Source organism: Gemmatimonadaceae bacterium (assembly GCA_036504815.1).
In the GTDB taxonomy this organism is placed as follows: Bacteria; Gemmatimonadota; Gemmatimonadetes; order Gemmatimonadales; family Gemmatimonadaceae; genus PNKL01.
The window spans coordinates 171,169-186,475 of record DASXUN010000003.1; the positions used below are offsets into that span (position 1 = coordinate 171,169).

Here is a 15,307-nt window from a genome sequence, read left to right on the forward strand (position 1 = left end):
CGATCTGTTCACGGCTTCGCAACGGCCGTGTAACGACGCAGGCGCCGGATTCACGGGAATCCGGCGCCTGCCGTTCATTGGCGAGCTGCGCCCGTTGCCTATTCGTCGCGCTCGGCGTGGTGCTTGATCTGCTTGCCTTCCGCGAGGAAGACCGCGTCCTCGCCGATATTGGTGGCCAGGTCGGCCACGCGCTCGAGGTTGCGGCTGATCAGCAGCAGCTCGAGTCCCGGGTTGATGGTGCGCGGGTCGGCCATCATGTGCGTCAGCAGCACCCGGAAGAGGGCATCGTGCATGGCGTCGACGTCATCGTCGCGGCGGCAGACATCGCGCCCCAGCGCGCCGTCGGCGCGCACAAAGGCGTCGAGCGCGTCCGCCAGCATGGCGCGCGCCCGGCGGGCCATCTCCGCCATCGACGGCTCGGGGGCGACGCGCGTGGGGAGATCGTGCAGGCGCAGCGCGCTCTGCGCGATGTTCACGGCGTGGTCGCCGACGCGCTCGAGGTCGCTGGTGATCTTGATGGCGCTGATGAGGAAGCGCAGGTCGCGCGCCATCGGCTGCTGCAGCGCGAGCAGTTCGACCGTCAGCTGCTCGACTTCCAGCTCCATCCGGTCGATCTCGCGGTCGGCCTCGATGACGGCCTGCGCCTTGCCGGTGTCGCGCGTGAGCAGCGCGTCGACGGAGAGCTCCACGAGCTCCTCGGCGCGCGCCGACATGTCGAGCAGGCGCTGCTTGAGCGCGCCGAGCTGCTCGTGAAAATGCCGGAAGCCGGCAGTGGGTTCGGCGGTCATCCGAATCTCCCGGTGATGTACGCTTCGGTGCGCTCCTCGCGGGGCGCGGTGAACAGCTGGTCGGTCGGGCCGTGCTCGATGAGCTTGCCCAGATAGAAGAACGCCGTCCGGTCGGACACGCGCCCCGCCTGCTGCAGGTTGTGTGTCACGATGACGATAGTGAGTTCCTTCTTCAACTCCCAGAGGAGCTCTTCGATGCGCTGGGTGGCGATCGGATCGAGCGCGGAGGCCGGCTCGTCGAGGAGCAGCACCTCGGGCTCGTTCGCCAGGGCGCGCGCAATGCAGAGGCGCTGCTGCTGTCCGCCGGAAAGGCCGGTGGCGCTGGACCGCAGGCGGTCCTTCACCTCGTCCCACAGGGCGGCGCGGCGGAGCGCCTGCTCCACGACGTCGTCGAGCTCGGAGCGCGAGGGACTCCGGTTGAGCCGCGGCCCCCACGCCACGTTGTCGTAGATCGACTTCGGGAACGGATTGGAGCGCTGAAAGACCATCCCGATGCGCTGGCGCAGCTGCACCACGTCCATCGCGCGATCGAGGACGTTCTCGCCGTCGAGCAGGATCTCGCCGCGGCTCCGCGTGCCCGGCAGCAGGTCGTGCATGCGGTTGATGCTGCGCAGGAACGTGCTCTTCCCGCACCCCGACGGGCCGATCAGCGCCGTGACCGTCTGCGGGGTGATCGCCAGCGAAATGTCGAAGAGCGCCTGCTTCGGCCCGTACCAGAACGAGAAATCCCGCACCGACAGCGAGCCGGTGCCTGCGGCGCCGGCCGTACCGGCGCTCGGGTCCAAGGGCTGGATCGGGCTCATCCGAACCGCCCGGTGATGTAAGCCTCCGTCCGCTCGTCCGCCGGCGACGTGAAGAGGCGCGTCGTCGGCGCCACCTCCACCAGCTCGCCCATCAGCATGAACGCGGTGCGGTCGGAGACGCGCGCCGCTTGCTGCATGTTGTGCGTCACGATCACGATGGTGACGTCACCACGCAGCTCATACACCAGTTCCTCGACCTTCTGCGTGCTGAGCGGGTCGAGCGAGGCGGTGGGCTCGTCGAGCAGCAGGACGCGCGGCCGCGTGGCCAGCGCGCGGGCGATGCAAAGCCGCTGCTGCTGGCCGCCCGACAGCGCCACGGCGCTCTCGGTGAGCCGGTCCTTCACCTCCTCCCAGAGCGCCGCGCGGCGCAGCGCCCACTCGGCGATCTCGTGCTGTTCGGCGCGCGATGGCGCCGCGCGGCCGGCGGCGCGGAACCCGGCCGTCACGTTCTCGCGGATGGACATCGTCGGAAACGGCGTTGGCCGCTGGAAGACCATGCCGATGCGTCGGCGCACCTCGATGGGGTTCACCTCGCGGGCGTAGATGTCCTTGCCCTCGAGCCGCACCTCGCCTTCGGCGCGCGCGGTCGAGACGGTCTCGTGCATCCGGTTGAGGCAGCGCAGCAGCGTGCTCTTGCCACACCCCGACGGTCCGATGATCGCCGTGACCTGGCCCTCGAGGAAGTCGAGGTTCACGTCGCGCACCGCACGGTGGGCGCCGAAGTACGCGTCAAGCGCGCGCACCGACACGAGCGCCTTGGCCGGCGTCTCCAGCGAGGCTGGCGCCGTCGACGCGGGGCCACCGACGAAGACCCGCGCGTTAGTCGTGGCCATGGCCGAAGCGGGAGCGCGTGACGTAGCGGGCAATGAGGCTGATGACAAGGACGAGGGCGAGGAGGACGAGCGAACCGGCCCAGGCCAGCGCGTGCCACTCCTCGTACGGGCTGATGGCATACGAGAAGATCTGCAGCGGCAGCGCGCTGATCGGCTGGGTGAGCGACGTGGACCAGAACTGGTTGCCGAAGGCGGTGAAGAGCAGGGGGGCCGTTTCGCCGGCGATGCGCGCCACGGCCACCAGGGCGCCCGTCACGATGCCCGGGAGCGCCGTGCGCAGCACGACCGTGAGCGAGGTGCGCCAGCGCGGAAAGCCAAGCGCGAGCGCGGCTTCTCTGAGCGAATCGGGGACCAGCTTGATCATTTCTTCCGTGGCGCGCGTGACCAGCGGGACCATCATCACCGCCAGTGCGATGCCGCCGGCCAGCGCCGAGAACTGCTTCACCGGTCGCACGAGGAACTGCCAGGCGAAGATGCCGACGACAATCGAAGGGAGGCCGTTGAGCACGTCCGACAGGAACCGAACGACCCAGGCGACCCGGCCGTTCCGATGTTCGGCGAGATACAGCCCGGCGCCGATGCCGATCGGGAGGCCGATGGCCGATGCCACGAGGATCAGCATCATCGTGCCGACCATGGCGTTCGCCATGCCGCCGCCCGTCTCGCCGACCGGCTTGGGCATCTCGGTGAAGAACGCCCAGTTGAGGGAACTCGCCCCCTGCTTGATCAACAGCGCCAGGATGAAGATCAGCGGGAGCGTCGCGAGGATCGCCGCGAGGACGGTCAGGCCGACCATCACCGCGCTGCGGGCGCGGCGGGCCCGAATGGAGCGCCGGGGCGCCAGCGTCGTCATGAGCGCCCCTGCCGCTGGACGCGCCAGACGAGCCAGCGGGCGAGCATGTTCACGACCAGCGTGATGAGCAGCAGCACCGCGCCCACGGCCATCAGCGCCGACAGGTGCATGTCATTGGTCGCCTCGGAGAACTCGTTCGCGATCTGCGACGCCATCGTGTATCCGGGGGCGAAGAGCGACGCCGAGATCTCCGGCCGGTTGCCGATGACCATCGTGACGGCCATGGTCTCGCCCAGGGCGCGGCCAAGGCCGAGGATGACGCCGCCCAGCACGCCGGAACTGGCGTACGGAAGGACCGCGCCCCAGATCATCTCCCAGCGCGTCGCGCCCAGGGCCAGGGCCGCCTCGCGCTGCGACCGCGGCACGGCCATCAGCACCTCACGCGTCACGGAACTGATATAGGGCAGCACCATGATGGCCAGGATCAGGCCGGCGGCAAGCATCGAGGGACCGTAGGCCGGGCCCGAGAAGAGCGGGGTGTTGCCGAGGTGCAGGCGATCCGCGAGGAACGGCATCACATGCTCGCGCAGGAATGGCACCAGCACGAAGACACCCCAGAGGCCGTACACCACGCTCGGGATGGCGGCGAGCAGGTCGACGAGAAACGCCACCGGCTGCCGCAGCCAGGGTGGGGCGAATTCGGAGAGGAAGATCGCGACGCCGATCGCGAGTGGCGTTGCGATCAGGAGGGCGAGCGCCGACGACACGAGGGTCCCGTAGATCGCGGGGGCGGCACCGAAGACGCCGTCCACCACATTCCACTCGGCGGTGGTCAGAAAGGCGAGGTGAAACGCCCTGAGCGCCGGCCACGCCGCGGCGGCCACTTCAATGGCGAGCAGGAGCAGCAGGAGCGGTATGCTGAGCGCGAACGCGGTCGTCGCGACGCGATAGATGCGATCGCCGACCGAGGCGCCGTGAAGCGGAGTCGATGCCACGAGGGCCCAGTGAAGAAGTCGAGGGCGGCGAATGGCTTCGCCGCCCTCTTGAATCTTCTCACATCCGTGTCACTCCGCCGTGCCGTCTGTGTAACGGAATTGTCACGGAGGACGGCCGGCTAGAAGTTCGTGACCAGCCGGACCTGGAACATCTTGGACGGCGCGATCGTGGCCGCGGGCGCCGTGCCCAGCGTCTCCTGATAGTCCAGCGCGAGCTGTGTCCGCTTGTTCCGGGTCAGGTCGAAGATCAGGGAGCCTTCAAGCATGTGGTTCGAGGCCGACAGGTCGGTGTTGGGCTTGACCGCGTCGTAGCGCAGCATCACGCTGAGCGGCGACGTGGACGCGCTGTCCGCCAGCTGCATGGGGCGGACGAGCACCAGGCCGGTGATCAGGTCGCCGGTCACGTCCGTGACATGGCGCGGCGAGACCGCGGTATTGGCGCCGCTCTCCGTGCCGTCGACGCGCTGCGAGTAGCCGGCCGCGACGACGAGGCGCGGGTCCTTGATGCCGGTCCAGATGCCGAAGCGGTTCTTGGTGAGCCCCTCGCCAATGGCGCCGACCTGCCCCGTGCCACCCTGCACGAACTTGCTGGCCGCGGCGTTGATGTCGATCCACGGCGAGACGGCGAACGTCGTCAGAAGCCCGTGCTTCCCGCCGGCCAGCGGCGTCAGCGACAGCCGCGCTGCGTACGACTTGAAGCGGTCCGTCTCCGGGTTCGCGTAGCCGTTGCCGTTCGTCCAGACGGCGTAGAGCTCGCCACGCTTCTTCGGGAAGTTCAGCTGCGCGCCGACGCCGACGTCAGCCGACGAGAAATAGCCGAAACGCTCCGCGGCCGCCGTCCCCATCCAGCGGGGCCAGAAGGTCTCCATGTGCTCGAGCGCGACTGTTTGCAGCGACCCGGCGCGGACGAGGCCGCTCCAGCCGGCCTTGTTGGCCGGGCGGTCGTACTGCACGTAGGCGTACTTCGTGCGGAGCACGTAGCCGACGCCCGCCTGCTGCGGCGAGATGTCGGGCGTGTAGCGGAGGCTCCAGCGATCGGCGATCGGCGTCCGGAAGTTCAGGTAGACGCGCTCGAGGTCGAACTTGTTCGCGTTCTTCGCCTCGGGGTTCGTGCGGTAGCTGTAGGCGCCGAACAGGACGCCGGAGATGTCAATGCGGGGGGCGGATGCCGCCTGAGCAGAGAGCGCCGCGGGAAGAACGACGGCAGCAAACGTGGTCAGTCGGCGCAGGGAAGTGGCGAGCGACATGATGTGAGGGATTGAGGGAACGACGTCACCGTGGCAGCGCTCAGCGCCGCCACGGTGACTCTGGTGCGTTGCGCGCAGGCTACTTGGCGCTGGCGAGCGCAGCGACACGCTTCTCCAACTGCTTTGCAATGTTGCCCGGCAACGGGGCATAGTCGAGCGAGGCGGCCGACTTCTGCCCATCGTTGAGTGCGTACTTCAGGAAGTCCGCGAGCTTCTTGGCCTTCGCGGCATCGGTCATCTTCTCGTAAACGAGCAGCCAGGTGAACGACGAGATGGGATACGCCTTCTTCCCCGGCGCGTTCACGATCGAGACGCGATAGTCGGTGTCCTTCTCCAGCTTCTTCGCCGCGGCGGCGGCCGCTTCCGTGATCGCCTCGATGTTCGGGGCGACGAACGCACCGCTGGCGTTCTGCATCTCGGCGTAGGCGAGCTTGTTCTGGCGGGCATACGCGAGCTCGACGTAGCCGACCGAGCCGACGATCTGGCGCACCTGGCCGGCGACGCCCTCATTGCCCTTGCCGCCGAGGCCCACCGGCCAGCGCACTTCCTTCCCCTTGCCCGGGCCCGCGGCCCACGCCGGGCTCACCGCGGTGAGGTAGTCGGTGAAGATGAAGGACGTGCCGCTGCCGTCCGAACGGTGCACGACGAGGATGTCCTTCGCCGGGAGCTTCACGCCCGCGTTCAGCGCGGCGATGCGCGGGTCATTCCACTTCGTGATCTTGCCGAGGAAGATGTCGCCGAGCACCACGCCCGAAAGCTTGAGCGCCTTCGGCACCTCGGGGAGGTTGTACGTCACGACGACGGCGCCCAGGACCATCGGGAAGTGCAGCACCTTGCCGCCCTTCGCCTTGTCCAGCTCGGCGTCGCTCATCGGCGCATCGGACGCGCCGAAGTCCACCGTCTGCTCCGACAGCTGGCGGATGCCGCCGCCGGACCCGATGGACTGATAGTTGATGCGCACGCCGGTCTTGGCGGCGTAGTCGGAGAACCACTTGGAGTAAATCGGATACGGGAACGTCGCGCCCGCGCCGGTCAGGTCGACCGACTGGGCGGAGGCGGCCGCGGTGACGGCCGGAAGCGCAATGAGCGCGGCGAGAGTGCGAAGACGCACGGTGTACTCCGGATTGGTGTCGTCGGGATTCGCGGTCGCCCAATGCGGCCGCCCGACACCACGTACGATGCCCACGGCTCGTTGCGCCCGTGTCTCGGTCGTGTAACAATCGTGTTACAATGCCGGGAGGCAGATTGCCGCGGCGTTGCTGGCGCGTCCGGTCCCCCCGGGCGCGGCCTAGCTGTCGATGGACTGATCCGGGAACCAGGCGCTCACCGTCGTGCCGGCGCCGAGCGTGCTCTCGGCGCGCACCTTCCCGCGGTGCGCGTCCACCAGGTGCTTGACGACGGAAAGTCCGAGGCCGGTGCCCCCCTCTTCCCGCGAACGCGCCGGGTCCACACGGTAGAAGCGCTCGAAGATCCGCGGCAGGTGCGAGGCGTCGATGCCACAGCCGGTATCGCGAACGCTCACCGTCACGCCGTCGCCCGCGCGCTCGGTGCGCAGGGTGACCGTCCCTTCGGCCGTATGCCGCAGCGCATTCTCGAGGAGGTTGCCCAACACCTGGCGGAGGGCCGTCGGGTCCGCATAGACCGTCTGCGCGTCCGGGCCGATGGCGACCTGCACGGTGACGCCCTTGCGCGCGGCGGCCGCGCGCGCGGCCGCGAGGTCTTCTTCCAGCGTCGCGGCGACGTCCAGTCGTTGCGGTGCGGGCACCCATCCGCCCGACTCGATGCGGGACAGGTCGAGCAGGTCGTCCACGAGCCGCTGCATGCGCCGCGTGTGCCCGGCGATGCTGCGCGCAAACTGCCGTCGCGTCTCCGTCGGCGGATCGTCGTCGGCCAGCGTCTCGGCGAAGCCGCGCACCACCGTCAACGGCGTCTTCAGCTCGTGCGACACGTTGGCCACGAAGTCGCGGCGCACCGTCTCGAGCCGCCGCAGGCGCGTCACGTCGAGCAGCGCGAGCACGGCGCCGCCGTTTTCGAGCGGACGCGCCGTGATGTTGAGGATATGCCCGCCCAGCTGCGCCTCGATGTCGCGCACCGTCCGGCCGACCTGCGCCGCCGCCATCGCGTCGCGGAAGGCGCGATCGCGCGGCAACTGCTCGCCGCCAATCGGCAGCGAGGCCCGGATGCCGAGCAGCCGACGCGCGGTTTCGTTCATCCGCACCACCTGCTGCCGTGCGTCGAGTACCAGGATTCCCTCGTTGAGCGACTCCGCGAGTTCGCGAACGAGCGTCTCCTCGGCGCGCAGGGCGTCCACGCGTGCGCTGAGCTGCTCGGCGAGCCGGTTCAGCGCCACGGCAAGATCGCCCACCTCGCCCGGGGCGGCGCGCGCGGGACGCTGCGAGAAGTCGCCGGCCGCGAGCCCACGGGCGACGGCGGACAGTTCGACGACGGGACGAGAGACGCTCCGGGCGAAGACCCAGGAGAGCAGGATCGCGACGAGCGCGGCGATCACGCCGGACACCGCGACGTCGCGCCGTGCGGCGCGCACGATGGCGTTGAGTGATTCCGTCGGCAGCGACACGCGGGCGTAGCCGAGCGGGGTGCGCACCGCGACGTACAGCTCCTCATTGCCCGCGGACACGCTGTGCCGCCGCGCGGAGCCCGTCCCTTCCCGTCGCGCCGCGATGATCTCCGGGCGGTTCGCGTGGTTCTCGAGCTGGTCCAGTTCCGGCCGGTCGAACTCGGAGTCGCCGATGACCACGCCCGTCGAGTCCACCAGCGTGACGCGATGCGCCGACTCCTTTCCCAGTCGGTTGGCGAGCGCATCGGCGTCCACCCCCGGCGTCCACTGCCCGGCGACGAGCCGCGCCTCGGTCGTGAGCCGCGCGGTGGTCTCCTCGGTGAGGCGGTTCGACAGCTTGCGGTCCACCGAGATGATCATGAGAACGACCAGGACGCCAACCACGCCAAGCGCGCCAAAGAGCAGGCGATGGGCGAGCTTCATGCGTCCCTCGGCGCCTTGATTCGGTAGCCGAACCCGCGCACGGTGTCAACCAGGTCGCCCGCCGCCCCCAGTTTCGTCCGCAGCCGCTGCACATGCATGTCCACGGTCCGCGTCTGGATGTCGGGGGCCGCCTCCCACACATGCTCGAGCAGCTGCGCGCGTCCCTGCACGCGGCCGCGCCGTTCGGCGAGGAGGAGCAGCAGCTTGAACTCGGTCGGCGTGAGCTCCACGTCGTGTCCGCTCACGGTCACGGTATGCGCCGCGCGGTCAATGGCGATGGCGCCGATCGTCAGCACGTCGGCCGCCGCCGGCGCGGCCGCGCTGCGCCGGAGGATGGCCTTCACGCGCAGCACCAGCTCCTGCGGACTGAACGGCTTGGTGAGGTAGTCGTCGGCGCCGAGCGACAGCCCCTTGATGCGGTCCGGCTCCTCACGGCGCGCCGTGAGCATGAGCACGGCGATGCTGGCGGTCGACACGTCGGCGCGCAGCTGCTCGAGCACGTCGAAGCCGGAAAGCCCGGGGAGCATCAGGTCGAGCACGATCAGCGCCGGCCGCTCGCGCCGCGCCGTGGCCAGCGCTTCGCTGCCGCTGGAGGCCGACGAGACGCGGTACCCCTCTTTGGCGAGATGGTAGACGACGAGCGCGACGATGTCGGGCTCGTCGTCCACGACGAGAATGCGTTCGCGTAGCTTGGTCTCGGTCAAGTCGACTGGTCCTGCAGGCGGCGAAGGATGGTGGCGATGATCAGGTCGATGGCGACCGTATTGTGCCCGCCGCGCGGGATCACGAGGTCGGCGTAGCGCTTGCTGGGCTCGACGAACTGCAGGTGCATCGGCTGCACCGTGGTGAGGTACTGACTCAGGATCTCCTCCAACGGACGTCCGCGCACCTTGATGTCGCGCCGGATGCGGCGGATGAGCCGCTCGTCGGCATCGGTGTCCACGAACACCTTCACGTCGCAGCGATCGCGGACCCGCTCGTCCACGAAGAGCAGGATGCCGTCAATCACGATCACGTCGGCTGGCGCGACCGGCTTGCTCTCTTCCGAGCGCAGGTGGCGCACGAAATCGTAGATCGGCTTCTCGATCGGGATGCGCGCGCCGAGCTGGTCGAGATGCGTCACCAGCAGGTCGAGGTCGAACGCGTCCGGGTGATCCCAGTTGACCTGGCGGCGCTCGTCGATGGTGAGGTGCGTGAAATTCCGGTAGTACGCGTCCATGTCGAGGAACGCGACCGATGACGGCATCGCCTCGGCAATGCGCTTCGCCACCGTGGACTTGCCCGAGCCGGTGCCGCCCGCGATGCCAATGATGAGAGGCTTCATGCGAAAGTTGGATGTCGGGCTGCTGATGCAGGATGCATGCGCGACGGCAGGGAAGGTAGCGCCGAGGCTGTCACGGAATTGTATCGGTGAATGAATGGGGCGGCCACCGTCGGCGGGCAAACCGCCCGCACCATTCGACGCCGGTCGGCGCTCCCACCGGTGGCGATGACCCTATAGTTTTCTTCCATGTTGCCATCGCTTCGCGCGGCGCTCCTCGGGAGCGCCGTGCTCTTCGTGGCTCCCCCGGCCGTTCGCGCCCAGGGCATCCCGATCGACCTGGTCGTCGCGGCCACCTCCGACGTCCACGGACGCCTGCGGGCCTGGGACTACTTTGCCGACACGGCCGAAAGCACGCGCGGCCTGTCACGGCTGGCTACGGCGGTGGACTCGCTGCGCCGGGCGCACCCGGGCCGCGTCATCCTGCTCGATGGCGGCGACCTGCTGCAGGGCAACCCCATGACCTTCGTGGCGTCGCGCATGCCGGCGATGCCGCACCCGGCGATGGCGGCGATGAACGCGATGCAATACGACGCGGCCGCCGTCGGCAACCACGAGTTCAACTACGGCGTGCCGTTCCTCGAGCAGGCGGTGCGCCAGGCACGCTTCCCGCTCCTCGCCGCCAACGCGCGCCGCCCCGACGGCTCGCGCGCCTTCGCCGGCTTCACGCTCATCGAGCGCGCCGGCGTGAAGGTCGGCATCGTCGGCGTGACGAATCCGGGGGCGAACATCTGGGACCGCGCGAACCTGCGCGGCCGGGTGACCGTCACCGAGATCGTGCCAGCCGTCCGCTTTGCCGTGGACTCGGCGCGCGCGGCCGGCGCCGAACTTGTCGTGGCCATCGTGCACGCGGGGCTGGGCGGCGCCAGCAGTTATGACACCACCGCGAGCGGCGGCGAGAATGTTGCCGGCGACGTCGCCCGTCAGGTGGCGGGGATCGACCTCATCGTCTTTGGCCACTCGCATCGCGAGGTCGCCGACACGACGATCAACGGCGTGCTGCTGGTGCAGCCGCGGCAATGGGCGGGGAGCCTCGCCGTCGCAACGATACGCCTGCAGAACCGCGGCGCCACGTGGAGCGTCGTCGAGAAGCACGGCCAGCTGATCCGTGCGCGTGGACACGAGGAGTCGCCCGCCGTCGTGCAGGCCGTGGCTGCCGCGCATGACGCGGCGCGCGCGCAGACCAATCGCGCCATCGGCGCCACGCTCACCACGTGGCGCTCCGACTCGGCACGCACGCACGACACCCCGCTGGTGGACTGGGTGCTCGACGTCGAGCGGCGCGTATTCGGCGCCGACCTCGCGTCGACCGCGGCCTTCGATCTGGGCGCGACGCTCGGCCCGGACAAGATCACGGTGGCGCAGCTGGCGCGCCTCTATCCCTACGAGAACACGCTGCAGCTCGTGCAGGTCAGCGGCGCGGTGCTCCGCGCGTATCTCGAGCAGAGTGCCCGCTACTTCGTGGTGACGCCGGGCGATGAGCCGACGGTGACCACCGATCCGGAGATTCCGGGCTTCAACTTCGACATCGTCGGCGGCGCCGAGTACGCCATCGACCTGTCGCGCCCACCCGGCGATCGGATCACCGGCCTGCGGGTTCGCGGGCGCGACGTGGCCGCGGCCGACTCGTTCACGCTGGCGGTCAACAACTATCGAGCCGGCGGCGGCGGCGGTTACGGCATGCTCCGCGGTGCGCCGGTGCTGCGCGACACGCAGGTGGAGATTCGCGACCTGTTGATTGCGGAGGTCGAGCGCCGCCAGACACTCTCGGCCGCGGAGTTCACGGACCGGCACTGGCGCATCGAACCGGCCGCGTACGCGGCTGCGGCGTATCGTGCCGTGCACGGCGCGTCGACCCCGGCCACGCTGCGCCTCATCAGCATCAACGACTTCCACGGGGCGCTTGAATCGCGTCCCGACGGCAATCAGGGGAACCGCGGCGGCGCCGCCCAGGTGGCGCACGCGATCCGCAGCGCCCAGCAGGAGTGCGGCGCTTCCTGCGTCACCGTGCTGCTCGACGGCGGCGACATGTTCCAGGGGACGGCCGCCTCGAACCTCGCCTACGGCCGTCCGGTGACGCAGTTCTACAACGCGCTCGACTTCGCCGCCGGCGCGCTCGGCAACCACGATTTCGACTGGGGCCAGGACACGCTGCGCGCGAGGATGCGCGACCTCCATCACGCCGTGCTGGGCGCGAATGTCACGTATGCGGACGGACGCCGGGTGCCGTGGGTGCGCGGCGACACCATCGTCGTGCGCGGTGGCGTGCGCATCGGCATCGTCGGCGTGGCGTCGGAACTGACGCCGCGCGTCACGATGGCCAAGAATGTCGCCGACCTGCGCTTCGCGCCGCCGGCCCCGGTGATCAACGAGCGGGCGCGCGCGCTGCGCGCGCGCGGCGCCACCGTGGTGATTGCCGTGGCGCACGACGGCGGGTTCTGCGACACCCGCGGCGCGGCGCCGGCCTGCACTGGTGAAGTGGTGACGCTGGCGCAGGGAATCACGGAGAAGGTGGACGCGCTGGTCACCGGTCATACGCACTCCATGCTCAACACCGAGATGAACGGCATCCCGGTAGTGCAGGCCCGGTCGAGCGGGCGCGCCATCGCGGTGCTCGACCTGCCGCTGGGCCCGGACGGCCGCGTCGCGGGCCGTGCGCGCGGAACGGTGCGCAACGTGGAGAGCGATGCGACGCCGGCCGATGCCGACATCGCGCGCCTCGTGCAGGAGGCCACGGCGTCCATCGCGTCGCGCGTGAACCAGCGCGTGGGCGAACTGGCCGCGCCGATGCTCCGTCACGGCGAGGAGTATGCGCTGGGTCACCTCATCGCCGACGCGCAGCGCGCGGCGGGCAAGGCCGACTTTGCCGTGATGAACAACGGCGGCATTCGCGCCGACCTGCCGGCCGGAGCCGTGACCTACAGCGCGCTCTTCGAGGTGCAGCCGTTCGGCAACGTGCTGTATCGCGTCACCGCGCGCGGCGATGCGCTGCGCGCCTACTTCGAGCGCATGTACAACGGCCAGCGCCCGCCGCGGGTGCACGTCAGCGGCATCGCGCTGACGTGGGACAACTCCCGTCCCGCCGATCAGCGCCTCGTGCAGGCCACGCTGCCGAATGGGCAGCGCCTCGACGACGCGCACGAGTACACGCTGGTTCTCAGCGATTTCATGCTCACCGGCGGCGACGGACTGGGCCTTGGCGACGCGGCGCGCCGGGTGGAACCGCTCAACATCCAGGACCTCGACGCGCTCATTGCCTTCGTGCGCGCCATGCCGGGCGGCGTCATCGTCGCCGACGAGACGCCGCGCCTCACCTACCCCCGACCATGACCGACTCCCTGACCGTCTTCGTCAATGCGCACACCGTGCAGGTGCCGGCCGGCGCCACCGTCCTCGACGCCGTGCGCGCCTTTGACGCCGCCGAGGGCGATGCCGTTGCCGCCGGCACGCGCGGAATCACCGACAGCCGCGGCCTGCCCGTGGCGTTCGCCGCGCCGGTGCACGGTGGCGCCATCTTCCGCCTCGTCTCCGCTCGCGCCGGCCGCACTGGGGACGCCGAGTGACAGTCGCCACTGCTGACCTGCTGCGCCGCCTGCCCAAGACGGAACTGCACTGTCACCTCGACGGCTGCGTGCGCCCGTCCACGCTGCTCGAGCTGGCCGCCGAGTACGACAAGCCGATGCCGGCCGACGACGCGGAGCAGCTCGCGCGCTACATGCTCGTGGATGACGCGGAGAACCTCGAGGACTACCTCGAGCGCTTCTCGGTCACGCTCTCGGTGATGCAGACCAGCGAGGCCCTCGAGCGGATTGCGTACGAACTGGCGGAGGACGCGGCCCGCGAAGGGGTGCGCTACCTCGAGACGCGCTATGCGCCGGTGCTCAACGTGCGCGGGGGGCTCTCGCTGGAGGAATCGGTCGAGGCGCCGCTGCGCGGGCTCGCGCGGGCGCACCAGGAGTACGGCATCGTCGGGCGCGTGATCGTCTGCGCCATCCGCAACATGGCGCCCGAGGTGTCGCTCGAGCTCGCCAAGCTGGCCGTCGCCTTCAAGCATCGCGGGGTCGTGGGCTTCGACCTCGCCGGCGGCGAGGCCGGCAACCCCGGGCGACGCCACAAGGACGCCTTCGACTACGCGCGTGAGCACGACCTCCCGTGCACCTGCCATGCGGGGGAGGGTGACGGTCCCGATTCGGTGCGCGAGGCCGTGCACGGCCTCTGCGCCTGTCGCATCGGTCACGGCACGCGGCTCATCGAGGATGAGTCGCTCACCCAGTACATTGCCGACCGGCAGATCACCGTCGAGTGCTGCATCACCAGCAACGTCCAGACGCGCGCGGCGGCGTCGTTGGACGCGCATCCCCTGCGCGCGTTCTTCGATCGCGGGCTCAATGTCGCGCTCAGCACCGACAATCGGTTGATGAGCGGCGTCACGCTGGTGGATGAGTATCAGAAGGCCGCGCGGCACCTCGGCTTCACGTTCGAGGAGCTCTGCACCATTGCGCGAAACGGATTCCGGAGCGCCTTCCTGCACGAGGAGGAGCGACGCACCCTGCTGGCCACGGTCGATCGCGACATCGCGGCGCTGATGGCGGAGGTGACCAAGTGAGTCCTGTCGAAGCCACCCATGGCGCCGCCGCGGCGCGTGAGGCCGCGGCCGTCATCCGCCAACGGCTTGGCGTCGACGCGCCGGCCTGCGCCATCATCCTCGGCTCCGGGCTGGGCGGACTCGCCGACCGCATCGAGAATGCCCGGTGCCTGCCGTATGCCGAAATTCCGGGGTTCCACGCGACGCATGTCGTGGGGCACAAGGGACAGCTGATCGCGGGATCGCTGGGCGGCCGCGAAGTCGTCGCGTTGGCGGGCCGGTTTCACATGTACGAAGGGCATTCGCCACAGGTCAGCGCCTTTCCCGTGCGCGTCGTGCATGCGCTGGGGGCGAAGACGCTGTTCGTCTCGAATGCCTCGGGCGGCATTCGGCGCACCTTCAGCGCGGGCGACCTGATGGTGATCGAGGATCACCTGAACCTGCAGTTCGTGAACCCGCTCACCGGCCCGGTGGAGTCCACCGACGAACGGTTCCCCGACATGAGCGCCCCCTACTCGCCGCGACTCAAGGCCTTGCTGCGAGAGACGGCGCGCCGGCTCCACATCCCGCTGCAGGCCGGCGTCTACGTCGGCCTGCTGGGTCCGACGTATGAGACGCTCGCCGAGGTGCGGATGCTGGAGCGGCTCGGCGCCGACGCCACCGGGATGAGCACCGTCCCGGAGGTGATCCTGGCGAACGCGCTTGGGCTGGAGGTGGTCGGGGTGTCGCTGATCTCGAACCCCGCGGCCGGGCTGTCCCCCGAGAAGCTCAGCCACGCCGACGTGATGCGCGCGGCGGAGGCGGCGGGCGAGAAGTTCGCTAGCCTCGTCGCGGAGTTTGTCGCGAGTCTCTAGAGATGGCGGATGGCAGAGGGCGGATGGCCGATGGCCGATGGCCGATGGCCGATGGCCGATGGCAGATGGCAGATGGCGGAGGGCAGA

The 15,307-nt window shown here is 69.6% G+C and carries 14 protein-coding genes; 4 read left to right on the forward strand and 10 right to left on the reverse strand.

The features are described from left to right. Window positions 1–98: 98 nt before the first annotated feature. From phoU to udk, 10 genes are all read right to left on the reverse strand, one after another. Entirely contained in the window at window positions 99–788 is a 690-nt protein-coding gene (gene phoU, locus VGJ96_01165) for a phosphate signaling complex protein PhoU (GenBank protein ID HEY3285711.1), read from the reverse strand. After that, a complete protein-coding gene (pstB, locus tag VGJ96_01170) occupies window positions 785–1,591 on the reverse strand; it encodes a phosphate ABC transporter ATP-binding protein PstB (GenBank protein ID HEY3285712.1) in 807 nt (268 codons plus the stop codon). The genes phoU and pstB (VGJ96_01170) overlap by 4 nt, the downstream gene beginning before the upstream one ends. After that, window positions 1,588–2,424, reverse strand: a complete 837-nt coding sequence (pstB, locus tag VGJ96_01175; protein HEY3285713.1) for a phosphate ABC transporter ATP-binding protein PstB — start codon at window positions 2,422–2,424, stop codon at window positions 1,588–1,590. The genes pstB (VGJ96_01170) and pstB (VGJ96_01175) overlap by 4 nt, the downstream gene beginning before the upstream one ends. Next, window positions 2,411–3,277, reverse strand: coding sequence for a phosphate ABC transporter permease PstA (pstA, locus tag VGJ96_01180; protein HEY3285714.1), 867 nt, complete (start codon window positions 3,275–3,277; stop codon window positions 2,411–2,413). The genes pstB (VGJ96_01175) and pstA overlap by 14 nt, the downstream gene beginning before the upstream one ends. Then, a complete protein-coding gene (pstC, locus tag VGJ96_01185) occupies window positions 3,274–4,212 on the reverse strand; it encodes a phosphate ABC transporter permease subunit PstC (protein ID HEY3285715.1) in 939 nt (312 codons plus the stop codon). The genes pstA and pstC overlap by 4 nt, the downstream gene beginning before the upstream one ends. Before the next feature lie 119 nt (window positions 4,213–4,331). Next, complete coding sequence (locus VGJ96_01190; GenBank protein HEY3285716.1) at window positions 4,332–5,459, reverse strand: hypothetical protein; 1,128 nt, start codon at window positions 5,457–5,459, stop codon at window positions 4,332–4,334. 79 nt (window positions 5,460–5,538) lie between these two features. Next, window positions 5,539–6,570, reverse strand: a complete 1,032-nt coding sequence (pstS, locus tag VGJ96_01195) for a phosphate ABC transporter substrate-binding protein PstS (GenBank protein ID HEY3285717.1) — start codon at window positions 6,568–6,570, stop codon at window positions 5,539–5,541. Window positions 6,571–6,747: 177 nt separating this feature from the next. Then, window positions 6,748–8,460: an ATP-binding protein gene (locus VGJ96_01200; GenBank protein ID HEY3285718.1), complete on the reverse strand. Its 1,713-nt coding sequence runs from the start codon at window positions 8,458–8,460 to the stop codon at window positions 6,748–6,750. After that, the gene (locus tag VGJ96_01205) at window positions 8,457–9,164 is read right to left on the reverse strand and encodes a response regulator (protein HEY3285719.1); all 708 of its coding nucleotides are present in this window, start codon (window positions 9,162–9,164) and stop codon (window positions 8,457–8,459) included. The genes VGJ96_01200 and VGJ96_01205 overlap by 4 nt, the downstream gene beginning before the upstream one ends. Beyond that, complete coding sequence (gene udk / locus VGJ96_01210; protein HEY3285720.1) at window positions 9,161–9,784, reverse strand: uridine kinase; 624 nt, start codon at window positions 9,782–9,784, stop codon at window positions 9,161–9,163. Before udk ends, VGJ96_01205 begins: the two co-directional genes overlap by 4 nt. A 186-nt stretch (window positions 9,785–9,970) precedes the next feature. Here udk and VGJ96_01215 point away from each other — a divergent pair, with 186 nt between their 5' ends. Genes VGJ96_01215 through VGJ96_01230 form a run of 4 tightly spaced genes read left to right on the forward strand, consistent with a single transcriptional unit; the run spans window position 9,971 to window position 15,220 of the window. After that, window positions 9,971–13,111 (forward strand): 5'-nucleotidase C-terminal domain-containing protein, encoded by a 3,141-nt coding sequence (locus VGJ96_01215; protein ID HEY3285721.1) that lies wholly within the window; start codon window positions 9,971–9,973, stop codon window positions 13,109–13,111. Further along, complete coding sequence (locus VGJ96_01220; protein HEY3285722.1) at window positions 13,108–13,344, forward strand: hypothetical protein; 237 nt, start codon at window positions 13,108–13,110, stop codon at window positions 13,342–13,344. Before VGJ96_01215 ends, VGJ96_01220 begins: the two co-directional genes overlap by 4 nt. Next, window positions 13,341–14,387 carry an adenosine deaminase gene (gene add / locus VGJ96_01225; protein HEY3285723.1) on the forward strand — a complete coding sequence of 349 codons (1,047 nt, stop codon included), beginning with the start codon at window positions 13,341–13,343 and terminating at the stop codon, window positions 14,385–14,387. Before VGJ96_01220 ends, add begins: the two co-directional genes overlap by 4 nt. Then, window positions 14,384–15,220 (forward strand): purine-nucleoside phosphorylase, encoded by an 837-nt coding sequence (locus VGJ96_01230; GenBank protein HEY3285724.1) that lies wholly within the window; start codon window positions 14,384–14,386, stop codon window positions 15,218–15,220. The genes add and VGJ96_01230 overlap by 4 nt, the downstream gene beginning before the upstream one ends. Window positions 15,221–15,307 lie beyond the last annotated feature (87 nt).